Origin of the sequence: Streptomyces virginiae, from assembly GCF_041432505.1 — a bacterium.
GTDB lineage: Bacteria > Actinomycetota > Actinomycetes > Streptomycetales > Streptomycetaceae > Streptomyces > Streptomyces virginiae_A.
Genome location: NZ_CP107871.1, coordinates 7101878 through 7128599 on the forward strand (window position 1 = coordinate 7101878; position 26722 = coordinate 7128599).

The window sequence follows — 26722 nt, forward strand, 5'->3', positions numbered from 1 at the left end:
ATCAGGCCCGGCCGGATGCCCGGAAGGAAGGGGAGATGTACCGGAGTTCGCTGCGCATGGCCGCGACCACTACGACGGTCATCAACCCACCTCTTTCCACTCGACACGTTCAGGGGCGTGTCCACCGTAACATCCGGGCCGTTTGTGGTACCGCGCCGTGATCGTCAATGATGATCGGAACCCGGCCCGGGGCCCGAATATTCGGCTTATCAGGGCGTAAACGGGTGGTGAACCCCTGCTTCCATTCATCCGATAGCCTCTGCCGACGTGCTGCCGCCCCATAAGGGTGCGCGTTCGCAATCCGTTACAAGGAGTGAGTTCGTCTGCCGACCGTCATCCTCACCGGCCTGCCGGTCCCCGGATCACCGCTCGCGGACGAGCTGCGCTCCCTCGGCTTCGACGTCCGCCCGGCCGCCGGTCCCCAGGACGCCGCCGCCGCGCTGGCGGGCGTACCCGCCGACCAGCGGGTGGCCGTCGTGGACAGTGCCTTCGTCGGGCACGTGCACGCGCTGCGCCTCGCGCTGACCGACCCGCGCTTCGACGCCTGCGCCGTCACCGGCGCCCTCGCCGTCCAGGCCGGGGCCCGCGGCGCCCTCGACAAGGCGGCCGCCGAGGCCGCCGGTAGCGGCGCCGACGAGGCGATCCCCTACGCGGACCGGCTCGCGGCCGCCGTCGAGGCCGCCGGGACCACCGTCCAGCGCCCCGAACTGGGCACGCTCGTCGCCGCCGTCCCCATCGCTCGCGCGGAGCGGGACGCGGCGACCGCAGCCGTCGCCGCCGTCGACGACGAGGCAGTACGGCTGCGGACCGCCGTGAAGTCCCGCGACGGCTTCTTCACCACCTTCTTCATCAGCCCGTACTCGCGCTACATCGCCCGCTGGTGCGCGCGCCGCGGCCTGACCCCGAACCAGGTCACCACCGCCTCGCTGATCACCGCGCTGATCGCGGCCGGCTGCGCCGCCACCGGCGAACGCTGGGGCTACGTGGCGGCCGGTGTGCTGCTCCTCGTCTCCTTCGTACTGGACTGCACCGACGGGCAGCTCGCCCGCTACTCGCTCCAGTACTCGACGATGGGCGCATGGCTCGACGCCACCTTCGACCGCGCGAAGGAGTACGCCTTCTACGCGGGCCTCGCGCTCGGCGCGGCCAGGAACGGCGACGACGTCTGGGCCCTGGCCGTCGGCTCCATGATCCTGATGACCTGCCGGCACGTCGTGGACTTCTCCTTCAACGAGGCCAACCACGACGCCACCGCGAACACGTCTCCCACGGCCGCCCTGTCCGGCCGGCTCGACAGCGTGGGCTGGACCGTGTGGGTCCGCCGGATGATCATCCTCCCGATCGGTGAGCGCTGGGCGATGATCGCGGTCCTGACCGCCTTCACCACCCCCCGGATCGTCTTCTACGCCCTGCTGGTCGGCTGCGCCTTCGGAGCGCTCTACACCACCGCCGGCCGGGTCCTGCGCTCCCTGACGCGCAAGGCCACCCGCACCGACCGGGCGGCCCAGGCGCTGGCCGACCTGGCCGACTCGGGCCCGCTCGCCGAGCTCCAGGCCCGCCTGCTGCGCGGCCGCTCCGGATCCTTCGGCTCCGTGTACGTGGCGGCCCTCGGCACGCTGGTGATGATCGCGGGCGCCGTGTTCCTGCCGTTCGGCGACCCCCGGCTGATCGCCGTCGCGGTGATCTATGTCATGGCGGCCGGGCTCGCCGTCGCCGCGCCCCTCAAGGGCGCCCTGGACTGGCTGATCCCGCCGCTGTTCCGGGCCGCCGAGTACGTAACCGCCCTCGCGCTCGCCGTCAAGGCGGACGTCCCCGGGGCCCTTCCGGCGGCATTCGGCCTGATCGCGGCGGTCGCCTACCATCACTACGACACGGTGTACCGCATTCGCGGTGGCACCGGCGCGCCCCCGCACTGGCTGGTGCGGACGATCGGCGGCCACGAAGGCCGGGTCCTGCTGATCACGGCCCTGGCGGCCGTCCTCGTATCGCGCGAAGCGGACTTCCCCGTCGCGCTCACGGTCATGGCCGTGTTCGTGGCACTCGTGGTGCTCGTGGAGAGCATCCGATTCTGGGTCTCCTCCGGAGCACCCGCCGTACATGACGAAGGAGAACCAGCATGATCGGCCTTGTACTCGCTGCCGGTGCCGGACGCCGTCTGCGTCCCTACACCGACACCCTGCCCAAGGCGCTCGTGCCGGTCGGCCCCGAGGGCGACGAGGAGAGTCTGACGGTCCTCGACCTCACGCTGGGCAACTTCGCCGAGGTCGGCCTGACCGAGGTCGCCATCGTCGTCGGCTACCGCAAGGAAGCCGTGTACGCCCGTCGTGAGGCCCTGGAGGCCAAGTACGGCGTCAAGATCACGCTGATCGACAACGACAAGGCCGAGGAGTGGAACAACGCCTACTCCCTGTGGTGCGCGCGTGAGGTCCTGAAGCAGGGTGTGATCCTCGCCAACGGCGACACCGTCCACCCGGTCTCGGTCGAGCGCACCCTGCTCGCCGCCCGCGGCAACGGCCAGAAGATCATCCTCGCCCTCGACACGGTCAAGAACCTGGCCGACGAGGAGATGAAGGTCGTCACCGCCGAGGGGAAGGGCGTCCAGAAGATCACCAAGCTGATGGACCCCGCGGACGCCACCGGCGAGTACATCGGTGTCACCCTCATCGAGCCCGAGGCCGCCGAGCAACTGGCCGAGGCCCTGAAGACCACCTTCGAGCGCGACCCCGACCTCTACTACGAGGACGGTTACCAGCAGCTCGTCAACGACGGCTTCACCATCGACGTGGCCCCCATCGGCGACGTGAAGTGGGTCGAGATCGACAACCACGACGACCTCGCCAAGGGCCGGACGATCGCATGCCAGTACTGACGAGGCTCATCCCCTCGCCCGTCGTCGTCGACATCAGTCGCGGGGCGATGGACGACCTGGCCGGCCTCCTGGCCGACCAGCGGATCTCCGCCTCCGGCAAGCTGGCCATCGCGATCAGCGGGGGCTCCGGCGTGGCGCTGCGCGCCAGGCTGGAGCCCGTGCTGCCGCACGCCGACTGGTACGCCGTCGTCGACGGCACCATCGACTCCGCGGTCAAGCTGGCCGACGACATAAAGGGCCGCCGCTACGACGCCGTCGTGGGCCTGGGCGGCGGCAAGATCATCGACGTGGCCAAGTACGCCGCGGCGCGGGTCGGGCTGCCCATGGTGGCCGTCGCCACCAACCTCTCGCACGACGGCATCTGCTCGCCGGTGTCCATCCTGGACAACGACAACGGCCGCGGTTCCTACGGTGTGCCGACGCCGATCGCCATGGTGATCGACCTCGACGTGATCAAGGAAGCCCCGGTCCGGTTCATCCGCGCCGGCATCGGCGACGCGATCTCCAACATCTCGGCGATCGCCGACTGGGAGCTCTCGCACAAGATCAACGGCGAGCCCGTCGACGGCCTGGCCGCCGCGATGGCCCGTACCGCCGGTGAATCCGTGCTGCGCCACCCCGGTGGCTGCGGCGACGACGAGTTCCTCACCGTGCTCTCCGAGGCGCTGGTGCTCTCCGGCATCGCCATGTCGATCAGCGGGGACTCCCGCCCGTCGTCCGGCGCCTGCCACGAGATCAGCCACGCCTTCGACCTGCTCCACCCGGGCCGCTCCGCCCTCCACGGCGAGCAGGTCGGCATCGGCGCCGCCTTCGCGATGCACCTGCGGGGAGCCGCCGAGACGTCCGGCCTCTTCGTCGAGGTGCTGCGCCGGCACGGTCTGCCGGTCGGGCCCGAGGAGATCGGCTTCAGCGTCGACGAGTTCGTCGCGGCCGTCGAGTACGCCCCCCAGACCCGCCCGGGACGCTTCACGATCCTGGAGCACCTCAACCTGTCCGCCGCCGAGATCAGGGACGCTTACGCCGACTATGTCAAGACCATCCGTAGCTGAACTGCGGCCCGTCGTCCACCCCGCGGGCGTGAAGGACCGGGTCAGCGGCGAGCACTGGGGCGGGCGCCTCTACATGCGCGAGATCTCCCTGCGCATCACCCGCCACCTGGTCACCACCAAGGTCACGCCCAACCAGCTGACCTACCTGATGACCCTCGCCGGCGTCCTCGCCCTCCCGGCCCTGCTGGTGCCGGGCATCCTGGGCGCCGTCCTCGGCGTGGTCGCGGTCCAGATGTACCTGCTGCTCGACTGCGTCGACGGCGAGGTCGCCCGCTGGAAGAAGCAGTTCTCGCTCTCCGGCGTCTACCTCGACCGGGTCGGCGCCTACCTGTGCGACGCCGCGGTCCTCGTCGGCTTCGGCCTGCGCGCCGCCGACCTCTGGGGCCCCGGCGGCGCCGACTGGCTGTGGGCCTTCCTCGGCACCCTGGCCGCACTCGGCGCCATCCTGATCAAGGCCGAGACCGACCTGGTCGGCGTCGCCCGTCACCAGGCCGGCAAGCCCGTGGTCAAGGACGCGGCCGCCGAGCCGCGCGCGAAGGGCATGGCCTTCGCCCGCCGCGCCGCCGCCGCGCTCAAGTTCCACCGCCTGATCCTGGGCATCGAGGCCTCGCTGCTCATCCTGGTGCTGGCCGTCGTCGACCAGGTGCAGGGCGACCTGTACTGGTCCCGCGTCGGTGTCGCCGTACTGGCCGGCATCGCGATGCTCCAGACCGTGCTGCACCTGGTGTCCATCCTCGCCTCCAGCAGGCTCAAGTGAGTGCCCCGCTGCGGCTGGGCGCCGTGATCATCACCATGGGCAACCGGCCCGACGAGCTCAAGGCGCTCCTCGACTCGGTGGCCCGCCAGGACGGCGCCCCGATCGACGTGGTCGTCGTGGGCCAGGGCGTGCGGGTCACCGGCCTGCCCGAGGGCGTCCGGAGCATCGACCTCCCCGAGAACCTGGGCATCCCGGGCGGACGCAACGTCGGCATCGAGGCCTTCGGCCCCGGCGGTCGCGACGTGGACGTGCTGCTCTTCCTGGACGACGACGGTCTGCTGGAGCGCACCGACACCGCCGAGCTGTGCCGGCAGGCCTTCGCCGAGGACCCCGCGCTCGGGATCATCAGCTTCCGGATCGCCGACCCCGAGACGGGCGTCACGCAGCGCCGGCACGTGCCGCGGCTGCGCGCCTCCGACCCGATGCGCTCGTCGCGCGTGACCACCTTCCTGGGCGGCGCCAATGCCGTCCGCACGACGGTGTTCGAGCAGGTCGGAGCGCTGCCGGGGGAGTTCTTCTACGCGCACGAGGAGACCGATCTGGCCTGGCGGGCCCTCGACGCAGGGTGGTTGATCGACTACCGCTCGGACATGGTGCTGCTGCACCCGACCACTGCCCCCTCCCGGCACGCGGTCTATCACCGTATGGTTGCTCGTAACCGGGTGTGGCTCGCCCGCCGTAACCTGCCCGCCCCGCTGGTCCCGGTCTACCTGGGCGTCTGGCTCCTGCTGACGCTCGTACGGAAGCCCTCGGTACCCGCGCTCAAGGCCTGGTTCGGCGGTTTCCGCGAGGGATGGACCAGTCCCTGTGGACCCCGCCGCCCGATGAGATGGCGAACGGTCTGGCGGTTGACCCGACTGGGTCGACCTCCTGTCATCTGACCAGCTCGCGTCTGGGAACATGACGCGATCACGGGCTTCGAGCCACCAGCCTGATGCCCACCTGGCCGCATCTTGAAGACGAAAGTTTCAACTTGTGAGTGACACAACCCACGACGGCGCCCTCGCCACGAGCAGGCCGTTGTCCGACGACGCGGGGCTGAGCCCCGCGGAGCTCGCCAGGAAGTACGGCCTCTCGGTCAGCGGCGCCAGGCCGGGCCTCGGCGAGTACGTGCGGCAGCTCTGGGGCCGGCGCCACTTCATCATGGCCTTCTCCAGGGCCAAGCTGGTCGCGCAGTACAGCCAGGCGAAGCTCGGCCAGGTCTGGCAGGTGGCCACCCCGCTGCTGAACGCGGCCGTCTACTGGCTGATCTTCGGCCTGATCCTCGGCGCGGGCCGGGAGATGCCCAAGGGCGTCTACGTCCCCTTCCTGATGATGGGCATCTTCGTCTTCACCTTCACCCAGAGCTCGCTGATGGCGGGCGTCCGGGCGATCTCGGGCAACCTCGGGCTGGTCCGGGCGCTGCACTTCCCGCGCGCCTCCCTGCCGGTGTCCTTCTCGCTCCAGCAGCTCCAGCAGCTGCTGTACTCGATGATCGTCGTCTTCGTGATCGCCGTCGCCTTCGGCAACTACCCGCGGCTCTCCTGGCTGCTGGTGATCCCGACCCTGGCGTTGCAGTTCGTCTTCAACACCGGCCTCGCCATGATCTTCGCGCGGGCGGGTTCCAAGACCCCCGACCTGGCGCAGCTGATGCCGTTCGTGATGCGTACCTGGATGTACGCCTCCGGCGTCATGTTCCCGATCGGGGTCTACCTCAAGGACCAGCCGCAGTGGATCAGTGACGTGCTGCTGTGGAACCCGATCGCGATCTACATGGACCTCATCCGGTTCGCGCTGATCGACGACTACGGCAGCAGCAACCTGCCCCCGCACGTGTGGGCCTTCGCCGTGGGCTGGGCCGTGGTGATCGGCATCGGTGGCTTCGTGTACTTCTGGAAGTCTGAGGAGCGTTACGGCCGTGGCTGACAACACCCAGGGGCGCGTCCCCACCGTGATCGCGGACGGCGTCCACATCGTCTACCGGGTCAACACCGGCAGCAGCGGCAGGGGTGCGGCCACCGCCGCGCTCAGCAAGATAGTCCGCCGGAAGAAGGGCGACGCCCCGGGCGTCCGGCGGGTCCACGCCGTGCGCGGGGTCTCCTTCACCGCCTACCGCGGCGAAGCCATCGGCCTCATCGGTTCCAACGGCTCCGGCAAGTCCACCCTGCTGCGCGCCATCGCGGGCCTGCTGCCCTGCGAGGAGGGCAAGGTCTACACCGACGGCCAGCCCTCGCTGCTGGGTGTCAACGCGGCCCTGATGAACGACCTCACCGGCGAGCGGAACGTCGTTCTCGGCGGTCTCGCGATGGGTATGAGCCGCGAGCAGATCAAGCAGCGTTACCAGAGCATCGTCGACTTCTCGGGCATCAACGAGAAGGGCGACTTCATCTCCCTGCCGATGCGCACCTATTCCTCGGGTATGGCGGCGCGCCTGCGCTTCTCCATCGCGGCGGCCAAGGACCACGACGTTCTGATGATCGACGAGGCGCTGGCCACCGGTGACCGCAGCTTCCAGGTGCGTTCCGAGGACCGGATCCGCGAACTCCGGCAGAAGGCCGGCACGGTCTTCCTGGTGAGCCACAACAACAAGTCCATCCGCGACACCTGTGACCGCGTGCTGTGGCTGGAGAAGGGTGAGCTCCTGATGGACGGGCCCACCGAGGAAGTCGTCTCGGCATACGAGAAGGCCACCAACGGCTGACCTCCGGGTCGCGCGGCGCCCTCTTCCGGCGCTTTTCCGCTTCACCCGAAGGCCCCCGCCGCTCAGCGCGGCGGGGGCCTCAATCGTGTTCTCGCATTTCGCGGCGACATTCGGTGGCGGAGCGAATACCCCGGAGGGCTCCGCGACGTTCTACAGCGTAAGCTGAGGCGGTCCCCAATCGCGGCAAGAGGGGACGATTCCCCGCAGGTGAAGGGCCTTGGGGCAGCCCGGGGAATCCCCCGGCGGCGTGTCCGAAATAGGATGTAATGGGTCGGCAGTGTAGAACGGGAGATGTGACGGCAATGGCTACGGGAATTCTCCGGCCCCCAGGCACGACGGCCGTCCCCGCCCCGGGCGGCGGGCGGTGACCCCGGGGCACGGCATCCGACCCCTGGCCGACCCGGTCCACGTGAGCGCCACCCTCGACAAGGCGGCGGCGGAGAACTTCCCCGTCGCCCCCGTCTTCCTGCCCCGCGCCTGGCGCGACGGACTGACGGCCGTCTACGGGTACGCCCGCCTCGTCGACGACATCGGAGACGGCGACCTCGCCCCCGGCGGACACGACGCCGTACTCCTCGGACTCGACCCCGCCGCGGTCGACGACCGGCCCGCCATGCTCGACGCCCTCGAGGCGGACCTGCACCGGGTGTTCGGCGGCACGGACGGCCCCCCGCGGCACCCGCTGCTGCAGGCCCTCCGGCCCGTCGTCCGCGCCCACGACCTGACCCCCGAGCCGTTCCTCGGGCTGATCGAGGCCAACCGCCAGGACCAGCGGGTCACGCGCTACGAGACCTACGCCGACCTGGTCGGCTACTGCGAGCTGTCCGCGAACCCGGTCGGCCGCCTCGTGCTCTCCCTCACCGGCACCAGCACCCCCGAACGCGTCCGCCGCTCCGACGCCGTCTGCACCGCCCTGCAGATCGTCGAACACATCCAGGACGTCGCCGAGGACCTCGGCCGCGACCGGATCTACCTGCCCGCCGAGGACATGCGCCGCTTCCACGTGACCGAGGCCGAGCTCGCGGCCCCGTCCGCAGGCGCCTCCGTACGCTCCCTGATCGCGTTCGAGGCCGAGCGCGCACGCGAGTTGCTGAATGAAGGCACCCCGCTCGTGGGTAGCGTGCACGGCAGACTCCGGCTGCTGCTCGCGGGCTTCGTGGGAGGGGGGCGGGCGGCTCTGCGAGCCGTCACCGCCGCCGGTTTCGACGTACTCCCCGGCCCGCCCAAGCCCACCAAGAGCGGCCTGCTCCGCGAGGTGGCCGCCGTCCTGCGCACAGCGCCGAGAAAGGGGTGAGCCCGACCGTGGAGGGCCTCACACACGCTTCCGCACCGGTCCAGGCCGCCTACAGCTACTGCGAGGCCGTCACCGGTGCCCAGGCACGCAACTTCGCCTACGGCATCCGCCTGCTGCCGACCGACAAGCGGCAGGCGATGTCCGCGCTGTACGCCTTCTCGCGGCGGGTCGACGACATCGGCGACGGCGCGCTGGCGCCCGAGGCCAAGTTCGCCCGGCTCGAGGAGACCCGCGCCCTGCTCGGGCGGATCCGCGCCGAGGAGATCGCCGAGGACGACACCGACCCGGTGGCCGTCGCCCTCACGCACGCCGCGCGCCGCTTCCCCATCCCGCTCGGCGGTCTCGACGAACTCATCGACGGGGTCCTGATGGACGTCCGCGGCGAGACCTACGAGACCTGGGACGACCTCAAGACCTACTGCCGCTGTGTGGCCGGGGCCATCGGGCGGCTCTCGCTCGGCGTGTTCGGCACGGTGAACGGCTCGGGCCTCGCGGCGGCCGACGCCGAGCGCGCCGGTGAGTACGCCGACACCCTCGGCCTCGCCCTGCAACTCACCAACATCCTCCGGGACGTTCGCGAGGACGCCGGCAACGGGCGCACCTACCTGCCCGCCGAGGACCTCGCCAAGTTCGGCTGCTCGGAAGGCTTCGGCAGCGAACGGATGCCCACCGGCGCCGACTTCGCCGGGCTCGTCCACCACGAAGTCCGGCGCGCCCGTGCCCTGTTCGCCGAGGGCTACCGGCTGCTGCCGATGCTCGACCGGCGCAGCGGCGCCTGCGTGGCCGCCATGGCCGGCATCTACCGGCGGCTGCTGGACCGCATCGAACGCGAGCCGGAGGCGGTGCTGCGGGGCCGCGTGTCGCTGCCGCCGCACGAGAAGGCGTACGTGGCCGTGCGCGGCCTGTCCGGCCTCGACGCGCGGACCGTCTCCCGCCAGAACACCCGGAGGCGAGCCTGATGACCACGACCGCTCTCGCCGGGCCCGGCCGGATCCGGACCCGGGCAACCACCGAGCGGGCGGCCGCGTCTCTCCCCAGGGACTTCGCGCCGGGCACGGCCGCGGCGCCCGCTCGGTACCGTCCGGCCGGCCCGGAGGGCCACCGCACCACGGGGGAGGGCGCATGACCGGCTTCGAAGAGCACGCCGTGGTCGTGGGCGGCGGACTCGCCGGCGTCACCACCGCCCTCGAACTCGCCGACGCCGGGCTCCGCGTGACCCTGCTGGAGGGCCGTCCCCGGCTCGGCGGACTGGCCTTCTCCTTCAAGCGCGGCGACCTCGAGGTCGACAACGGCCAGCACGTCTACCTGCGGTGCTGCACCGCCTACCGGTGGTTCCTCGACCGCGTCGACGGCGCCGCCCTCGCGCCCCTGCAGGACCGGCTCGACGTCCCCGTCCTGGACGTCGCCCGCAAGGGCGGTCCGCGCCTGGGACGGCTGCGCCGCAGCGCCCTGCCCGTGCCCCTGCACCTGGCCGGATCGCTCGCCCGCTACCCGCACCTCTCCTTCGCCGAGCGTCTGAGCGTCGGCCGCGCCGCCCTCGCGCTGCGCCGCCTGGACCCCGCCGATCCGGCGCTGGACGGCCTGGACTTCGCGACCTGGCTCGGCCGCTACGGGCAGTCCGCCCGGACGATCGAGGCGCTGTGGGACCTGGTCGGCGTCGCCACCCTGAACGCCACCGCCGAACAGTCCTCGCTGGGCCTGGCCGCCATGGTCTTCAAGACCGGCCTGCTCTCCGAGAACGGAGCCGCAGACATCGGTTGGGCCCGGGTCCCCCTGGGCGAACTGCACGACACCCTCGCCCGCAAGGCCCTCGACGCGGCCGGCGTACGCACCGAGCTGCGCTCCCGGGTCACGGAGATCTCGCGCATGCCCGAGGGCGCGTGGCGGATCGACACCGAGGAGGAGTGCCTGGAGGCGGGCACCGTCGTCCTCGCCGTCCCGCAGCGCGAGGCGCACGGACTGCTGCCCGCCGGCGCCCTCCCCGACCCCGACAAGCTCCTGGACATCGGCACCGCGCCCATCCTCAACGTCCACGTGGTCTACGACCGCAAGGTGCTCAAGCAGCCCTTCTTCGCCGCCCTCGGTTCCCCGGTCCAGTGGGTCTTCGACCGCACCGAGTCCTCCGGACTCCCGGACGGCGGCCAGTACCTGGCGCTGTCCCAGTCCGTGGCCCAGGACGACATCGACGAGCCCGTCTCGATCCTGCGTGCCAAGTACCTGCCCGAGCTGGAGCGACTGCTGCCCGCCGCGCGCGGCGCCAAGGTACGGGACTTCTTCGTCACCCGGGAGCGGACGGCCACCTTCGCCCCCACCCCCGGCGTCGGCCGGTTGCGCCCCGGGGCGCACACCGACACGCCGGGGCTCTACCTCGCCGGTGCGTGGACTGCCACGGGCTGGCCCGCGACCATGGAGAGCGCCGTCCGGAGCGGACTGAGCGCGGCCCACGCCGCACTCGCCGCGCTCGGCCGCCACCGCGAACACCCTCTGCAGGAGGCGGCATGACGAGCACCATCAACAGCACCGGCACCACCAGCACCACCAGCACAGCACGTACAGGAACAAGAGGAGAGCCAGTGAACCCGGGGAACCCGGCTGTCGAGAACACGGATGCCAGTGTGGGCACAGCCGGAGGGGGCGTGGAGAAGGCGGACACGATCGCGCTCCTGGAACGGGGTCGTACCCTCTCGACCCCCGCGCTCCGCGCCGCCGTCGACCGGCTCGCGGCGCCCATGGACACCGTCGCCGCCTACCACTTCGGCTGGATCGACGCCCAGGGCAACGTGGCGGACGGCGACGGCGGCAAGGCCGTGCGTCCCGCGCTCGCGCTGCTCTCCGCCGAGGCCGCGGGTGCCGCGGCCGAGGTCGGCATCCCCGGCGCCGTCGCGGTCGAGCTCGTGCACAACTTCTCGCTGCTGCACGACGACCTGATGGACGGCGACGAGCAGCGCCGCCACCGCGACACGGTGTGGAAGGTGCACGGACCGGCCCTCGCCATCCTGGTCGGCGACGCCCTGTTCGCCCTCGCCAACGAGGTCCTGCTGGAGCTCGGCACCGTGGAGGCCGGCCGCGCGACCCGCCGGCTGACCACCGCCAGCCGCAAGCTCATCGACGGCCAGGCGCAGGACATCTCCTACGAGCACCGCGAGCGCGTCAGCGTCGAGGAGTGCCTGGAGATGGAGGGCAACAAGACCGGCGCCCTGCTCGCCTGCGCGGTCTCCATCGGCGCCGTGCTCGGCGGCGCGGACGACCGTACCGCCGACAAGTTGGAGGAGTACGGCTACCACCTGGGCCTCGCCTTCCAGGCCGTCGACGACCTGCTCGGCATCTGGGGCGACCCGGAGTCCACCGGCAAGCAGACCTGGAGCGACCTGCGCCAGCGCAAGAAGTCCCTGCCGGTGGTCGCCGCCCTCGCGGCCGGTGGTGAGGCATCCGAGCAGCTCGCCGAACTGCTCGCCGCCGATGCCAAGAGCAGCGACTTCGAGAACTTCTCGGAGGAGGAGTTCGCGGCCCGCGCGGCGCTCATCGAGGCGGCCGGCGGCCGCCGGTGGACCGCAGACGAGGCGCGCCGCCAGCACGCGATCGCGATCCGGGCCCTGGACGACGTCGACATGCCGCAGCGCGTGCGCGACCAGCTCGTGGCCCTCGCGGACTTCGTCGTCGTGCGCAAGAGGTGATCGCCACCCGACAGCGGATATGAATCGCGAGTCGCCGGCCGGCGCCGCCACCTGAACGTGGCGCGCACCGGCCGACGGCAGACCCCAGCACAGCAGAGGACACTGTTCTAAGGGGAAGCCATGACAGCGACGACCGACGGCAGCGCCGAGAGCGCCGGCGCCGGCAGCGAATCCACCCCGGGCGCCGTGCCGCCCGGCCCCGCGGGCCGCACCGCGGGCCTGGCCGCCGGGCCCCCGGCACCGCTCCCGGTCCCACCGGCGCCGACCCGGCCCGGCCGGGCCGGCCCGCGCGCCGAGTACGCCCCACCCGGGGTACCGGGCCGGCTCGGCCGCCTCTCGCGCCCCGGGGCGGGGCGGACCACCGCCCGGGACTCGGTCCGGGACTCGGTGCGGGACGCGGCGCGCGATACGACCCGGGACGCGGCGCGGACCACCGCCGACCTGCGCCGCCCGCCGGACGGCGTCCGGCCGGGGGTGTACGAGGCCGCCGCGCGTGCCACCCGGAACCTGCTGGAGCGCCAGGACCCCGAGGGCTGGTGGAAGGGCGACCTGGAGACCAACGTCACCATGGACGCGGAGGACCTGCTGCTGCGGCAGTTCCTCGGGATCCGGGACGAGGCCACCACCCGGGCCGCCGCCCTCTTCATCCGCGGCGAACAGCGGGAGGACGGCACCTGGGCCACCTTCCACGGCGGGCCGCCCGAACTGTCCGCCACCATCGAGGCCTACGTCGCACTGCGCCTCGCCGGGGACGCGCCGGACGCCCCGCACATGAGCCGCGCCTCCGCCTGGATCCGGGCCCACGGCGGGATCGCCGCGGCCCGCGTCTTCACCCGGATCTGGTTGGCCCTCTTCGGCTGGTGGAACTGGGACCACCTGCCCGAACTCCCGCCCGAGCTGGTCTTCCTGCCGCCCTGGGTACCCCTGAACATCTACGACTTCGGCTGCTGGGCCCGCCAGACCATCGTCCCGCTCACCGTGGTCTCCGCGCTGCGCCCCGTCCGCCCGGCCCCCTTCGCCCTCGACGAGCTGCACGCCGACGCGCGTACCCCCTACCCCGCCCGGAGACTCGCCCCGCTGACCAGCTGGGACGGCGCCTTCCAGCGGATGGACAAGGCCCTGCACGTCTACCGGCGCTTCGCACCGCGCCGCCTGCGCAAGGCGGCGATGGCGAGCGCGGGCCGCTGGATCGTCGAACGGCAGGAGAACGACGGCTGCTGGGGCGGGATCCAGCCGCCCGCCGTGTACTCGGTCATCGCCCTGCACCTGCTCGGCTACGACCTCGGACATCCGGTGATGCGCGCCGGTCTGGAGTCCCTGGAGCGGTTCGCGGTGTGGCGCGCGGACGGCGCCCGGATGATCGAGGCCTGCCAGTCCCCGGTGTGGGACACCTGCCTCGCCGCGATCGCCCTGGCCGACGCGGGCCTGCGCCCCGACCATCCGGCACTGGTCAAGGCCGCCGACTGGATGCTCGGCGAGGAGATCGTCCGCACGGGCGACTGGGCGGTGCGCCGGCCCGGCCTCGCCCCCGGCGGCTGGGCGTTCGAGTTCCACAACGACACCTACCCCGACATCGACGACACGGCCGAGGTGGTCCTCGCCCTGCGCCGCATCAAGCACCCCGACCCGGCCCGGATCGAGGGCGCCATCGCCCGCGGGGTGTCCTGGAACCTCGGCATGCAGTCACGGAACGGGGCGTGGGGCGCCTTCGACGCCGACAACACCAGCCCCCTGCCGAACAAGCTGCCCTTCTGCGACTTCGGCGAGGTCATCGACCCTCCCTCGGCCGACGTCACCGCCCACGTGGTGGAGATGCTCGCCTTCGAGGGCCGGGCGTCGGACGCCCGGACCCGACGCGGCATCGCCTGGCTGCTGGCCGAACAGGAGCCGAGCGGCGGCTGGTTCGGCCGCTGGGGCACCAACTACGTCTACGGCACCGGTTCGGTGGTCCCGGCCCTCGTCGCCGCCGGGATGGCCCCGGGGCATCCCGCGATCCGGCGGGCCGTGCGCTGGTTGGAATCCGTACAGAACGACGACGGCGGGTGGGGCGAGGACCAGCGCTCCTACAAGGACCCGTCCTGGGCCGGGAAGGGCGCCTCCACCCCCTCGCAGACCGCCTGGGCGCTGATGGCCCTGCTGTCGGCCGGGGAACGCGAGGGCAAGGCCGTCGAGCGGGGCGTCGCCCACCTCGTGGAGACCCAGAAGGAGGACGGCACCTGGGACGAGCCGTACTTCACCGGCACCGGCTTCCCCTGGGACTTCTCCATCAACTACCACCTGTACCGACAGGTGTTCCCGCTCACCGCGCTCGGCCGCTACCTGTACGGGGAACCCTTCGCCCCGACCGGAGCGCACCCGGCACCGGCCGGGGAGGCGTGATGTCCACCGCCGACGGGGGCCGGGGCCGCCGGAGCGACCCGCTGTTGGTGGCCTGCGCGCTGCGCATCGAGCAGGTGGCGCTGCGCAGCGCCGGCCGCGGGGCCGGCCACGGATCGACCGGCGGGCACGTCCTGCTGCGCACCGGGATGGGCCCGCGCGCGGCCGAGCGGGCCCTCGGCCGGGCACTGGAACGGCCGGGAATGGACCGGGCCGCCGTCCTCGCGACGGGGTTCTGCGCCGGGCTGGTCCCCGGCATGCACCCCGGAGACCTGGTCGTCGCCGAGGAGACTCGGGATCCGCAGGGGATCGTCACCTGCACCGGCAGCGCCCTGCTCGCCGAGGCACTGGCCCGGGCCGCGCCCGGCCGGACCGTGCACCGCGGCGCGCTGACCGGATCCGACCACGTCGTCCGCGGCCAGGAGCGCGCGCAGCTGCGCGCCACCGGAGCCATCGCGGTCGACATGGAGTCCGCGGCCACCCTGTGGACCGCCTCCCGGGGCGGCGGCCGTCCGGTTGCGGCCGTCCGGGTGATCGTGGACGCTCCGGAGCACGAGCTCGTCCGTATCGGCACGGTTCGCGGGGGAATATCGGCCTTCCGTGTCCTGCGTGCCGTACTGCCCGCGTTTCATGAATGGCACCGTTCGTTGCTGCTCCCCAGGAGGTGAGCCAGATGGCCATGCCGCTGCGCCAGTCCATCAGGGTCGGGACGTATCTTCTTGAACAGAAGCTCCGCAAGCGCGAGAAGTTCCCCCTGATCGTCGAACTGGAACCCCTCTACGCCTGCAACCTGGCCTGTGAGGGGTGCGGGAAGATCCAGCACCCGGCCGGGGTGCTCAAGCAGCGCATGCCGGTCGCCCAGGCGGTCGGCGCCGTGCTGGAGTCCGGTGCGCCCATGGTGTCCATCGCGGGCGGCGAGCCCTTGATGCACCCGCAGATCCACGAGATCGTCCGACAGTTGGTGGCGAGGCGGAAGTACGTGTTCCTCTGCACCAACGCGATGCTGCTGCGCAAGAAGATCGAGAAGTTCACCCCTTCCCCGTATTTCGCCTTCGCCGTGCACATCGACGGTCTGCGCGAGCGCCACGACGAGTCGGTGGCCAAGGAAGGCGTCTTCGACGAGGCGGTCGCCGCCATCAAGGAGGCGAAGAGGCGCGGGTTCCGGGTGACGACCAACTCCACCTTCTTCAACACCGACACCCCGCAGACCATCATCGAGGTCCTCAACTACCTCAATGACGACCTCCGGGTCGACGAAATGATGATCTCGCCCGCCTATGCCTACGAGAAGGCACCCGACCAGGAGCACTTCCTCGGCGTCGAGCAGACCCGAGAGCTCTTCAGGAAGGCCTTCGCGGGCGGCAACCGGCGGCGCTGGCGGCTCAACCACTCCCCGCTCTTCCTGGACTTCCTGGAAGGAAAGGCCGATTTCCCCTGCACGGCCTGGGCCATTCCGAATTACTCCCTCTTCGGCTGGCAGCGGCCCTGCTATCTGATGAGCGACGGATACGTGCCGACGTACCGCGAGCTCATCAACGACACCGACTGGGACAAGTACGGCCGCGGAAAGGACCCGCGCTGCGCGAACTGCATGGCGCACTGCGGCTACGAGCCCACCGCCGTCCTCGCCACCATGGGATCCCTCAAGGAATCCCTGCGTGCGGCCCGCGAGACGATCGCGAGCAACCGGGACACGTCGGCATGACCGGGCGGCCACGGGAGGAAGGGGGCGGCCGAGGTTTCGACCTCGGCGCCCTGCTGGCCGAGCGCGGGGCGGAACGGTACGAGCTGCACGCCCGGCACCTCAACCACCAGCTGCCCCGCATGCTGCACACCATCGGCTTCGACAAGGTCTACGAGCGGGCCGAGGGCGCCCACTTCTGGGACGCCGAGGGCAACGACTACCTGGACATGCTGGCCGGGTTCGGGGTGATGGGCCTGGGCCGGCACCACCCGGTCGTGCGCCGGGCCCTGCACGACGTCCTGGACGCCCAGCTCGCCGACCTCACCCGCTTCGACTGCCAACCGCTGCCGGGACTGCTGGCCGAGAAACTGCTCTCGTACAGCCCGCACCTGGACCGCGTCTTCTTCGGCAACAGCGGCACCGAGGCGGTGGAGACGGCCCTGAAGTTCGCCCGGTACGCCACCGGGCGCCCCAGGATCCTCTACTGCGACCACGCCTTCCACGGGCTGACCGCGGGCTCCCTCTCGGTGAACGGGGAGAGCGGGTTCCGCGACGGCTTCGCCCCGCTGCTCCCCGACACGAGGATCACGCTCGGGGACCTCGCCGCCCTGGAGCGGGAGCTGAAACGCGGGGACGTCGCCGCCCTCGTCGTCGAGCCGATCCAGGGCAAGGGGGTCCTGGCCGCCCCGCCCGGATTCCTGCTCGCCGCGCAGGAGATGCTGCACCGGCGGGGGGCGCTGCTCATCGCGGACGAGGTGCAGACCGGCCTCGGACGCACCGGCGACTTCTACGCGTACCAGCACGAGCCGGGCGTGGAACCGGACCTGGTGTGCGTGGCCAAGGCGCTCTCGGGCGGGTACGTCCCGGTCGGCGCGACCCTGGGCAAGGACTGGATCTTCAAGAAGGTCTACTCGTCCATGGATCGCGTGCTCGTGCACTCCGCGAGCTTCGGTTCCAACGCCCAGGCCATGGCGGCGGGCCTCGCGGTCCTGTCCGTCATGGAGGACGAGGAGGTCGTGGCGAACGCCCGGGTCATGGGCGACCTGCTGCGCGGGCGCCTCGCCGCTCTGGTGGACGAGTACGAGCTGCTGCACGAGGTGCGGGGGCGCGGGCTGATGATCGGCATCGAGTTCGGCCGACCCTCCTCGCTGGGCCTGCGCAGCCGGTGGACGATGTTGCAGGCGGCCCGCAAGGGGCTCTTCGCGCAGATGGTCGTGGTGCCCCTGTTGCAGAAGCACCGGATCCTCACCCAGGTCTCCGGGGACCACCTGGAGGTGATCAAGCTGATCCCGCCGCTGATCGTGGACGAGGGGGACGTGGACCGGTTCGTCGGGGCCTTCCGTGAGGTCATGGACGAGGCGCACGGCGGGTCCGGACTGATCTGGGACTTCGGCAGGACGCTGGTGAAGCAGGCCGTCGCCACGCGCTGACGGCCCGCCCACCCGGTGGGGGAACCGGTCGGCCGGTTCCCGCCCGCGTCAGACGAGGAGCCGGTCGCGCAGTCGGTCGAGGGTCTCGGGCGTCAGCCCGAGGCCCTCCGCCAGGTAGCGGTCCACCCCGCCCCAGACCTCGTCGATGGTGTCGAAGGCGGCCACCAGGTACTCGGCGCGGGCGTCGAAGAGCGGCGCGAGCAGCTCCATCACCTCGGGGGAGCGCTCGCCCGCCGACTCGTCGGTGCGGCGCACGCGATAGCGGCGGTGCGGGGCGTTCGACTCCAGGTAGTCCGTCACGATCGCCTCGCGCTCGACGCCCAGGGCGAGCAGGGTGACGGCGATCGACAGGCCGGCCCGGTCCTTGCCGGCCGCGCAGTGCATGAGCGCGGGGACGCTGTCCTCGGCCAAGGCGTGCACGACCCGGCTGTGCTCGGCGGTGCGCTGCCGGATGATCCCGCGGTACGAGTTCGACATCCGGGCCGCGGCCTTTCCGTCGCCCAGGATCTCGCGCAGCTGTGCGAGATCGCCGTCGCGGACCAGCCGCCAGAACTCCCTTCCGTCGGCCGGGTCCGAGAGCGGGATGTTGACGTTGCGGACGCCGGGCAGCTCGACGTCCGGCCCCTCCAGCGCGTGGTCGGCGACGTTGCGGAAGTCGAAGATGGTGTGGAGGCCGAGCGAGGCGAGGAACTCTGCATCACTTTCGGTGGCATGTGCGAGATGTCCGCTTCGGAACAGTCGTCCCGTCCTGACCGTTCGTCCGTCAGAAGTCGGCAATCCGCCCACATCGCGGAAATTGCGCACTCCGGACAGCTCCGGCTCCTGTATCTGCTGGGTCAAAGCAACTCCTCCGCCACATCGTGGGTCCTGTGTCCGAATTACACTGTTTGGCGCCAACTTGCCATATCCGGAGGCGAGATCGGGCACGTCCCCGTGAGCCAGATCATACGGTGACCGTGAGTGCCTGATCGCTAAAGGCGAATGGCCCCGTCGGAGCGGCTGTTGGCGGTGTCGAATGGACGGAGGGTGACGGTAATTCCGTCGGTCCCTCATGCCTGGTATTCCGTCAGGGAATTCACGGCTTGTTCCCTGCGGCCGCAAGGGATTACCTTCGCGATCGATCCGGGTGGACCGCCAAATCCTGCCGCCTCCCGGAAACCGCATCCGACCTATTCGCGCGGCAGGAGCGGGGGAACCAGGTAAGCCGCCGGCCCGGAGATCTTTTCGCCGGGACGGCTCGGGGTGAAGTCGTTCATGGCTCGTACATGTACGGCCGGACATCTCCAGTCCGAACCCGACAGCTCACCTCGCAGGCGCCGGAGAGGAATTCGTCATGCCTGCAAAGGGTAAGCACCGCCGTCCCAAGTCCCTTTCCCTTTCCCGCGGTTTCGCCGTCGCCGGAACCGGTGGCGCGGCCCTCGCGCTGCCGCTGATCGGTGCCGCCGGCGCCCACGCGGTCGGCGCCCCGGCCACCGCCCCCGCCGTGACCCCCGCGGTGGCCCCGCAGGCCCCCCTCGCCCTCCCGTCGGCGCCCGCCGTCGCCGCACACGCCGCCCCGAGCGTCTACACCGTCGTGCCGGGCGACTACCTCTCCAAGATCGCCGCCGAGCGCCACCTGGCCGGCGGCTGGGAGCAGCTGTACGCCGACAACCGCGAGGCCGTCGGTGGCAACCCGTCGCTGATCCACCCGGGCCTGAAGCTCCACCTCGGCGGTCCCGGTGAGCCCGCCCCGTCCGAGGCCGAGGCGGCTCCGGCTCCCGAGGCCCCGTCCGAGGCCGACGCGAAGCCGGCCGCGCAGGCCGCGCCGAAGCCGGTCCGGGGGCACGCCGAGCAGGCCGCCCCGGCGCGACCGGATACCGCCGCCGAGCCCGAGGCCCAGGCCCCCGCGGCTGCCGCGCCGCAGTCGGCCGCCGGCTTCGTGGCCCCGGTCGGCGGTGGCATCTCCACCCAGTACAAGGTCGCGGGCGCCATGTGGTCCTCCGGCTACCACACCGGCGTCGACTTCATCGCCGCCATGGGCACCACCGTCAAGGCCGTCGGCGCGGGCACCGTGGTCTCCGCCGGCTGGAGCGGCTCGTACGGCAACGAGATCGTCATCCGGCACGCGGACGGCAAGTACTCCCAGTACGCCCACCTCTCCCAGCTCTCCGTCTCCTCCGGCCAGAGCGTCACCGCCGGGCAGACCATCGGCCTCTCCGGCTCCACCGGCAACTCGACCGGCCCGCACCTGCACTTCGAGATCCGTACGACCCCGTCCTACGGCTCGGACATGGACCCGATCGCCTACCTCCGCGCCAAGGGCGCGAGCCTCTGACGGCACCCGCCGTCGGACCACCGACACGCGTGAGGCCGGGACCCGAGGGGGGTTCCGGCCTCACGTGTACTTATTCCTTATCCCCCACGTGGTACAGATCACGGTCCGTCAACCCCTCATTACGTTGGCGTAGGTTGGTTACGGGAGTGAAGTATGGGTTCTCGTGGCAGCGACGACGACGAAACTCAAGACCATCGGCTCGTACGCGGCGATCGGGGACAGCTTCACCGAGGGCGTGGGGGACCCGGGACCCGGGGATTCATTTCTCGGCTGGGCGGACCGGCTCGCCGTGCTCCTGGCCGATCAGCGCGAAGAGCACGACTTCCGGTATGCGAATCTGGCGGTGCGGGGGAAGCTCCTCGACCAGATCGTGGCCGACCAGCTCCCGAGGGCCAAGGCCCTCGCACCGGACCTGGTGACCTTCTGCGCGGGCGGCAACGACATCATCCGACCCGGGACCGACCCGGACGACGTGGCGGAGCGGTTCGAGGCGGCCGTGGCCGACCTCACCGGGGCCGTCGGCCACGTCATGATCACCACGGGCTTCGACACCCGGGGCGTACCGGTGCTCAAGCACCTGCGCGGCAAGGTGGCGACGTACAGCGCGCACGTCCGCGCCATCGCCGACCGCTACGACTGCCCGGTGCTCGACCTCTGGTCGCTGAGGTCCGTACAGGACCGGCGGGCCTGGGACACGGACCGGCTGCACCTCTCGCCCGAGGGACACACCCGGGTCGCGCTGCGCGCCGCCCAGGTGCTCGGGCTGGACGTACCGGCCGACCCCGACCAGCCGTGGCCCCCGGAGCGACCGCGCGGCTCGGTGGACGTGACCCGGGACAACATCCAGTGGGCGCGCGAGCACCTCGTGCCGTGGATCGGACGACGGCTGCGCGGGGAGTCCTCCGGCGACCACGTGGAGGCGAAGCGGCCGGACCTGCTGCCGCTCTAGCAGGCGCGGGAGCCGGAAGCGGAATCCTTCGGGGTCGGTGTGCGTTGGGATGGTCGTAGAGCGACGACCGTCCTGACCCCATCCTCCCTGGAGGCGCTTTGACCGGCTCCCGTCCCTTGCGTCCGCGGCTGCGTGCCCTGCGGCCCGAAGCCTTCGGTGCGGACCCGTCCGGTGCCCGGCTGGAGCGGATCCGCCGCTCGCCGAACTTCGCCGACGGCGTCTTCCAGAACCCGGTCGGGGCCCGGAACAGGCCCTCGGGTTCGATGGCGGAGTTCGCCAAGATCTACTTCCATCGGGAGCAGCGGGTACGGCGCAGCCCCGCCGCGCCCATCCCGGTCCACCCGACGACCCTCGCGGACCTGGCGAAACCGCCCGCGAGCGGCCTGCGGCTCACCTGGATGGGGCACTCCAGCGTGCTCGCGGAGATCGACGGGCGCCGGGTGCTGTTCGACCCGGTGTGGGGCGAGCGGTGCTCCCCCTTCCCCTTCGCCGGTCCCAAGCGGCTGCACCCCGTACCGGTCCCGCTGGCCTCGCTGGGCCGGGTCGACGTCGTGGTCATCTCGCACGACCACTACGACCACCTCGACCTGCCGACGATCAAGGCGCTGGCCGGTACGGACACGGTCTTCGCCGTTCCGCTGGGCGTCGGCGCGCACCTGGAGCGCTGGGGCGTAGCGGCCGACCGGCTGCGCGAGCTGGACTGGAACGAGACCACCGAGGTCGCCGGTCTCTCGCTGACGGCCACCCCCGCCCGGCACTTCTGCGGCCGCGGGCTGCGCAACCAGCAGCACACCCTGTGGGCGTCCTGGGTCGTCGCGGGCGACGAGCACCGGATCTACCACAGCGGGGACACCGGCTACTTCCCCGGATTCGAGGAGATCGGCGCCGAGCACGGGCCCTTCGACGCCACCATGATCCAGATCGGCGCCTACTCGGAGTACTGGCCCGACATCCACATGACGCCCGAGGAGGGCATGCGCGCCCACCTCGACCTGCAGGGCGGCACCCCCCGCGGCACGATGCTGCCGATCCACTGGGGCACCTTCAACCTGGCCCTGCACCCGTGGGACGAGCCGGGCGAGGGCACGCTGACCGCGGCCGAGGGGGCCGGGGCTGCCGTCGCGCTGCCGATCCCGGGCCGGCCCTTCGAGCCGAACACCGCCGACGCCCCGCGCCTGCCGTGGTGGCGACCCTTCGTCGCCGGGGCCCCGGCGGGCGGCCCGGTCGACGGACCCTCGGCCGTACCCGCGTCGGGCGCCGGGTCGGTCGCGGGAACGGCGGCACGGGTGGGATCCGCGGCGGCCGGCGGACAGGAGAAGCAGGAGTCCGTCGGCTCGTAGCGCGCGCTCCGGACGGATGTCACGGCCGCCCCGGCACGTCGGGGCGGCCGACGCGCGTCCGAACCGGTCGACGCGGGGCGGCGCCGGGGCGCCCCCCAGGGCCTGACCGGCGCATTCGGGCTGCTGTGCGAGCGCTCCACCGGGAGCGGGAAGCACCCCCGCGAACTTGGCCAACTGGCCGTCCGGGGTGCTGCGATGGGGTCTAGCGTGGGTATTCGGTGATCAACACCGGGCCCCGGGAACGCTGGGGGCCGGGCCCCACGTACCGAGGACGCAGATGTCCGGACTTCGCGCCGCCCGCCACGCACCGTCGAGACACGCCGTCACCGGTCCCAGCCGGCAGATACGCCCCCTGTTGGTGCGCGCCGCCGTCCTGCCCACGCTCGCCGCCGCGCTCAGCGGGGCCGCCGCGGTGATCTTCACCCTCCAGCTCGGCGGGGGAGCCGGCGACCGCGACGCCCGACTGTGGCCCGTACTCACCGGCTGCGCCCTCCTCGTGGTGGGCGCCCTCGCCGCGGCCCTGCTCGGGGCCCAGCGCGCCGGCAAGGCCGTACGGGACCGGTGCGAGGCGCTGCGCCGCTCCAGCGTGCGCGGCCGGGGCGAGCTGCGCACGGCCGCCGACCGGCTGGAACGGGGCGAGACCCCGCCCCGGCCGGTGCGGGGTGGACCGAGCACGCCGCCGCCCGGCGGGGACCCGGCCGGGATGGACGAGTTCTGGCTGCTCTCGCAGGAGCTGCGCGGTGCTCGCGAAGAAGCGCACACGACCCTCCTGAAACTGGCCGGACCCGCCGCCCCGACCGACACCGAGCGCAAGGTCGAGGTCTTCGTGAACCTCGCGCGCCGGCTCCAGTCCCTCGTGCACCGCGAGATCTCGCTGCTGGACGAGCTGGAGGACACGGTCGAGGACCCGGACCTGCTCAAGGAGCTCTTCCACGTCGATCACCTCGCCACCCGGATCCGCCGCCACGCCGAGAACCTCGCCGTACTGGGCGGCGCCGCGTCCCGGCGCCAGTGGACCCGGCCCATCGACCTGAGCGAGGTGCTCCGCTCCTCGGTCGCGGAGGTCGAGCAGTACACCCGGGTCAAGGTCGTACCCCCGGCCGGCGGCAGCGTGCGCGGGCACGCCGTCGCGGACGTGGTGCACCTGCTGGCCGAACTGGTCGAGAACGCCACGGTCTTCTCCGCCCCCGACACCGATGTGGTGCTGCGGGCCGAGCGGGTCACCGCCGGGATCGCCGTCGAGGTGGAGGACCGGGGACTGGGCATGCCGACCGAGGAACAGCACCGGATGAACGCCCTGCTCGCCGACCCCGACCAGATCAGCGTCCGGCACCTGCTGGCGGACGGCCGGATCGGCCTGTTCGTGGTGTCGGCGCTGGCCCGCCGACACGGGATCGCCGTCGAGCTCAAGTCGAACATCTACGGCGGTGTGCTCGCCGTGCTGGTCCTGCCGCAGGAACTCCTGGGCGCGGAGGCACCCACCGCGGCCGATGCGGCGGGGGGCTCGCGGGCCACCTCGTGGGGGACCGGGCAGGGGGCGCCGACGCCGCCGCTGGAGCCGGTACGGATGCCCCTGCCGACGCCCCTGCCCGAGGGATGGCAGGCGACCGGAGGCCCGGGGGCCGCCGCCCCGCACGACCCCGCCCGGCACGACCCCGCTCCGCACGACCCCGAGCCGCGCCCCGAGCCGCATCCCGCCCCCGCATCGGCGTCCCCGGCGCACTCCCCGGCGCACTCCCCGTCCACCCCCGTGCCCCGGCCCCGGCCGGAGCCGCGGCCGGTGCCCCGTCCCGCCCCCCTGCCCGCGCCCCGGTCCGGGGAGGCGGACGGCCCCGGGGCCATGGCCTGGTCGGCGCCCGCGGCCGATCCCCGGGGCGGGCCCGCCCCGGCTCCGCCGACCGCAGCCGTGGCCTGGTCGGCGCCCGCACCCGCACCCGTACCGGAGCCCGCGCCCGACCCGGCACCCGACGCGGGCGACCGGCCGCGGCTGCCCCGGCGGCGCGCCCAGGAGCACCTGGCGCCCCAGCTCCGCGAGGCTCCCGCCCCCCGGCGGGCCCCGGACCCCGAGCAGCCGGTGCACGATCCGGGCCTGATGGCCGCCTTCCAACGAGGTTTCGGCCTCGCCCAGTCGGAGAACCAGGCATGACCCCGACCCCTCACCTCATCAGCAAGGAGCGCACCCCATGGGCGGCGAAGTGGCGATGAAGACCGGCAGCCGGCTCTCCGACCTCGACTGGCTGCTCAGCGGCCTGGTGCAGCGCGTGCCGTACACGCGAAGCGCCGTACTCCTCACCGCCGACGGGCTCGTGACCTGCGTGCACGGACTGGACGCCGACAGCGCCGACCACCTGGCCGCCCTCGCCTCCGGGCTGTACTCCCTGGGCCGCAGCGCCGGCTCCCGCTTCGCGGACGGCGCCGAGGTCCGGCAGGTCGTGGTCGAACTCGACACGGCGCTCGTCTTCGTCTCCGCGGCCGGATCCGGCACCTGCCTGGCCGTTCTCGCCGATCGGGAGGCCGACGCCGGGGTGCTCGGCTACGAGATGGCGATGCTGGTCAAGAGCGTGCGGCCGTACCTCGCGGCCTCGCCGCGGCGGCCCGTCGCCGACGTGGAGCGATGAGGTCCCGCGGGACGGGGGCGTACGCGAAGGGGCGGGACACACCATGGCTCGACGACTCGGCGGGCCGCGTGATGCGCCCGTACACCGCCAGCGGGGGGCGGACCCGGCCGGGCTTCACGCTCGACCTGCTCTCGCTGGTGACCGCGACCGGGGTGCGCCCGCACGTCCCGCTCGGGGCGGAGCACACGCTGGCGCTACGGATGTGCGCGGGCGCCGCCGGCGTCACCGTCGCCGAGGTGGCCGGGCAGCTGCGGCTGCCGGCGGTCGTGGTGAAGGTGCTGCTGTCCGACCTGATGGAACACGGGGCCGTCATGGCGCGGGCTCCGCGGTTCCCGGGCGGCGGCTCGTTCGCCGCCGACGACCGATCCCTGCTCCTGGCGGTGCTCGATGGCCTACGTAGACGACTGTGACGCCCCCGCGCCCGCCGCCGCTCCCGACCGGGCCACGGTCCCGGCAGGGAGCGGCGGCGGGGCTCCGCCCGCGACCTTGAAGATCCTGGTCGCGGGCGGGTTCGGGGCGGGCAAGACCACCTTCGTGGGGGCGGTGAGCGAGATCGAACCGCTGAGCACGGAGGAACTCCTCAGCGGGGTCGGAGCCGGCTGCGATCCGCTGCACGGCGTCGAGGAGAAGACCACGACGACCGTCGCGCTCGACTTCGGCCGGATCACCCTGGACGAGCGCCATGTGCTCTACCTCTTCGGCACCCCGGGACAGCACCGCTTCTGGTTCCTCTGGGAGGAGCTGTGCGCGGGCGCCCTCGGGGCGGTGGTGCTCGCCGACACCCGCCGCCTGGCCGACTGCTTCCCCGCCGTGGACTTCTTCGAGCGGCGCGGCATCGGCTTCATCGTCGCCGTCAACGAGTTCGACGGCGGTCACCGCTACGGGCCCGACGAGGTCCGCGAGGCGGTGGGGCTCGGGCCCGAGGTGCCCGTCGTACGGTGCGACGCGCGCCTCGCGAGCTCCGGGACGGGGGCGCTGGCCGCCCTCGTCCGCCACCTGTTGTGCATGTCCGCAGTCAGCTCTTCGTCCTCGGAGTCGGGGGAACCGCCATGACGTACTACGAATCGAACGGACATCTGCTGCTCACGCCGGTGGACCGGGAAGCACCCGCGCGCGCCGTCCGGCTGCGCGAGCTGGGTCTGGGCGAACGCACGGACGCCGAGCTGGACGCCTTCGCGCGGCGCGTCGCCGACGCGCTCGGCGCACCGTACGCGGGGGTCAACTTCGTCGGAGAGGAACGCCAGTTCTTCGCCGGGCTGCACCATGGCGCCGAGGCCCCGGCGAGCGGCTACCCGGCGCGGGTGCTGGCCCGGGACCACGGCTACTGCCCGCACGTGGTGGTGCGGCGGCGGGCGCTGGTCCTGGAGGACGTACGGGACTTCGCGCGCTTCGCGGGCAACGCGGTGGTCGACGAGAGCGGGGTGCGCTCGTACGTGGGCGCTCCGTTGACGGACCGGCGCGGCATCGTCCTGGGCACGGTGTGCGCGGTGGACGTGGTGCCCCGACGCTGGGGGACGGAGGGACTCGCCACGGTGAAGGCGCTGGCGGCGGAGCTGGTGGCGCTGGTGCACGAGCGGGAGGACCGGGCGCAGGCCGCGGGGGAGGAGCGGCGGGGGTGAGCGGGATGGTCGGTGGAGGGCGCTACGGTCGCCGGACAAGGGTTCACCGGTGGCTGAAGAAGGAGTCTC

General features: G+C 72.2%; 25 protein-coding genes and 1 riboswitch. Of the genes, 23 read left to right on the top strand and 2 right to left on the bottom strand.

The genetic code is table 11. The features are described 5' to 3' along the window. Positions 1-362 precede the first annotated feature (362 nt). A complete protein-coding gene (locus OG624_RS32850; protein WP_244290781.1) occupies positions 363-500 on the bottom strand; it encodes a hypothetical protein in 138 nt (45 codons plus the stop codon). Between OG624_RS32850 and OG624_RS32855 the strand changes: the two genes are divergently transcribed. The 15 genes from OG624_RS32855 (at position 477) to OG624_RS32925 (ending at position 17813) form a co-directional block, all read left to right on the top strand. Continuing rightward, positions 477-2120, top strand: coding sequence for a DUF5941 domain-containing protein (locus tag OG624_RS32855; protein WP_371640141.1), 1644 nt, complete (start codon positions 477-479; stop codon positions 2118-2120). The two genes, OG624_RS32850 and OG624_RS32855, sit on opposite strands and share 24 nt — an antisense overlap. After that, positions 2117-2869 carry a phosphocholine cytidylyltransferase family protein gene (locus OG624_RS32860; protein ID WP_266353949.1) on the top strand — a complete coding sequence of 251 codons (753 nt, stop codon included), beginning with the start codon at positions 2117-2119 and terminating at the stop codon, positions 2867-2869. Before OG624_RS32855 ends, OG624_RS32860 begins: the two co-directional genes overlap by 4 nt. Beyond that, positions 2857-3918 carry an iron-containing alcohol dehydrogenase family protein gene (locus tag OG624_RS32865; RefSeq protein ID WP_033219950.1) on the top strand — a complete coding sequence of 354 codons (1062 nt, stop codon included), beginning with the start codon at positions 2857-2859 and terminating at the stop codon, positions 3916-3918. The genes OG624_RS32860 and OG624_RS32865 overlap by 13 nt, the downstream gene beginning before the upstream one ends. Next, positions 3896-4675, top strand: a complete 780-nt coding sequence (locus tag OG624_RS32870) for a CDP-alcohol phosphatidyltransferase family protein (protein WP_078909265.1) — start codon at positions 3896-3898, stop codon at positions 4673-4675. Before OG624_RS32865 ends, OG624_RS32870 begins: the two co-directional genes overlap by 23 nt. A gap of 35 nt (positions 4676-4710) precedes the next feature. Further along, positions 4711-5556 (top strand): glycosyltransferase family 2 protein, encoded by an 846-nt coding sequence (locus OG624_RS32875; protein WP_208869349.1) that lies wholly within the window; start codon positions 4711-4713, stop codon positions 5554-5556. A 94-nt stretch (positions 5557-5650) separates the two neighbouring features. Then, entirely contained in the window at positions 5651-6580 is a 930-nt protein-coding gene (locus OG624_RS32880; protein ID WP_033219948.1) for an ABC transporter permease, read from the top strand. Next, positions 6573-7355, top strand: a complete 783-nt coding sequence (locus tag OG624_RS32885) for an ABC transporter ATP-binding protein (RefSeq protein ID WP_033219947.1) — start codon at positions 6573-6575, stop codon at positions 7353-7355. Before OG624_RS32880 ends, OG624_RS32885 begins: the two co-directional genes overlap by 8 nt. A 409-nt stretch (positions 7356-7764) precedes the next feature. Further along, positions 7765-8649 (top strand): squalene synthase HpnC, encoded by an 885-nt coding sequence (gene hpnC, locus OG624_RS32890; protein ID WP_244290779.1) that lies wholly within the window; start codon positions 7765-7767, stop codon positions 8647-8649. Beyond that, positions 8646-9608 (top strand): presqualene diphosphate synthase HpnD, encoded by a 963-nt coding sequence (gene hpnD / locus OG624_RS32895; protein WP_033219945.1) that lies wholly within the window; start codon positions 8646-8648, stop codon positions 9606-9608. Before hpnC ends, hpnD begins: the two co-directional genes overlap by 4 nt. A gap of 163 nt (positions 9609-9771) precedes the next feature. Beyond that, positions 9772-11151 (top strand): hydroxysqualene dehydroxylase HpnE, encoded by a 1380-nt coding sequence (gene hpnE, locus OG624_RS32900; protein WP_033219941.1) that lies wholly within the window; start codon positions 9772-9774, stop codon positions 11149-11151. Beyond that, entirely contained in the window at positions 11148-12323 is a 1176-nt protein-coding gene (locus tag OG624_RS32905; protein WP_202506098.1) for a polyprenyl synthetase family protein, read from the top strand. The genes hpnE and OG624_RS32905 overlap by 4 nt, the downstream gene beginning before the upstream one ends. Positions 12324-12443: 120 nt before the next feature. Continuing rightward, positions 12444-14702 carry a squalene--hopene cyclase gene (gene shc / locus OG624_RS32910; RefSeq protein ID WP_371588810.1) on the top strand — a complete coding sequence of 753 codons (2259 nt, stop codon included), beginning with the start codon at positions 12444-12446 and terminating at the stop codon, positions 14700-14702. Then, positions 14702-15367, top strand: coding sequence for a phosphorylase family protein (locus tag OG624_RS32915; RefSeq protein ID WP_371640142.1), 666 nt, complete (start codon positions 14702-14704; stop codon positions 15365-15367). The genes shc and OG624_RS32915 overlap by 1 nt, the downstream gene beginning before the upstream one ends. A 5-nt stretch (positions 15368-15372) precedes the next feature. Next, positions 15373-16404 carry an adenosyl-hopene transferase HpnH gene (hpnH, locus tag OG624_RS32920; RefSeq protein ID WP_033219937.1) on the top strand — a complete coding sequence of 344 codons (1032 nt, stop codon included), beginning with the start codon at positions 15373-15375 and terminating at the stop codon, positions 16402-16404. Next, on the top strand, positions 16401-17813 hold the full coding sequence (locus OG624_RS32925; protein WP_033219935.1) for an aspartate aminotransferase family protein: 1413 nt from the start codon (positions 16401-16403) through the stop codon (positions 17811-17813). The genes hpnH and OG624_RS32925 overlap by 4 nt, the downstream gene beginning before the upstream one ends. A 48-nt stretch (positions 17814-17861) precedes the next feature. Here the strand turns inward: OG624_RS32925 and OG624_RS32930 are convergent, their stop codons facing one another. Further along, positions 17862-18653 (bottom strand): tyrosine-protein phosphatase, encoded by a 792-nt coding sequence (locus OG624_RS32930; RefSeq protein ID WP_033219933.1) that lies wholly within the window; start codon positions 18651-18653, stop codon positions 17862-17864. Positions 18654-18968: 315 nt separating this feature from the next. After that, positions 18969-19144, top strand: a riboswitch (cyclic di-AMP (ydaO/yuaA leader). 2 nt (positions 19145-19146) lie between these two features. Here OG624_RS32930 and OG624_RS32935 point away from each other — a divergent pair. The 8 genes from OG624_RS32935 to OG624_RS32970 all read left to right on the top strand — a co-directional run bounded on the left by OG624_RS32935 (position 19147) and on the right by OG624_RS32970 (position 26653). Beyond that, complete coding sequence (locus OG624_RS32935; RefSeq protein WP_033219931.1) at positions 19147-20127, top strand: M23 family metallopeptidase; 981 nt, start codon at positions 19147-19149, stop codon at positions 20125-20127. Between the two features lie 163 nt (positions 20128-20290). Beyond that, positions 20291-21076 (top strand): SGNH/GDSL hydrolase family protein, encoded by a 786-nt coding sequence (locus OG624_RS32940; protein ID WP_033219929.1) that lies wholly within the window; start codon positions 20291-20293, stop codon positions 21074-21076. A 98-nt stretch (positions 21077-21174) separates the two neighbouring features. Then, a complete protein-coding gene (locus tag OG624_RS32945) occupies positions 21175-22416 on the top strand; it encodes an MBL fold metallo-hydrolase (protein WP_033219927.1) in 1242 nt (413 codons plus the stop codon). 277 nt (positions 22417-22693) lie between these two features. Beyond that, entirely contained in the window at positions 22694-24562 is a 1869-nt protein-coding gene (locus OG624_RS32950; protein WP_051763220.1) for an ATP-binding protein, read from the top strand. Positions 24563-24599: 37 nt separating this feature from the next. Next, complete coding sequence (locus tag OG624_RS32955) at positions 24600-25034, top strand: roadblock/LC7 domain-containing protein (RefSeq protein WP_202505849.1); 435 nt, start codon at positions 24600-24602, stop codon at positions 25032-25034. Continuing rightward, complete coding sequence (locus OG624_RS32960; RefSeq protein ID WP_051763219.1) at positions 25031-25444, top strand: DUF742 domain-containing protein; 414 nt, start codon at positions 25031-25033, stop codon at positions 25442-25444. Before OG624_RS32955 ends, OG624_RS32960 begins: the two co-directional genes overlap by 4 nt. Beyond that, positions 25422-26087 (top strand): GTP-binding protein, encoded by a 666-nt coding sequence (locus OG624_RS32965; protein WP_078909263.1) that lies wholly within the window; start codon positions 25422-25424, stop codon positions 26085-26087. The genes OG624_RS32960 and OG624_RS32965 overlap by 23 nt, the downstream gene beginning before the upstream one ends. Beyond that, positions 26084-26653: a GAF domain-containing protein gene (locus OG624_RS32970; protein ID WP_266444367.1), complete on the top strand. Its 570-nt coding sequence runs from the start codon at positions 26084-26086 to the stop codon at positions 26651-26653. The genes OG624_RS32965 and OG624_RS32970 overlap by 4 nt, the downstream gene beginning before the upstream one ends. Positions 26654-26722 lie beyond the last annotated feature (69 nt).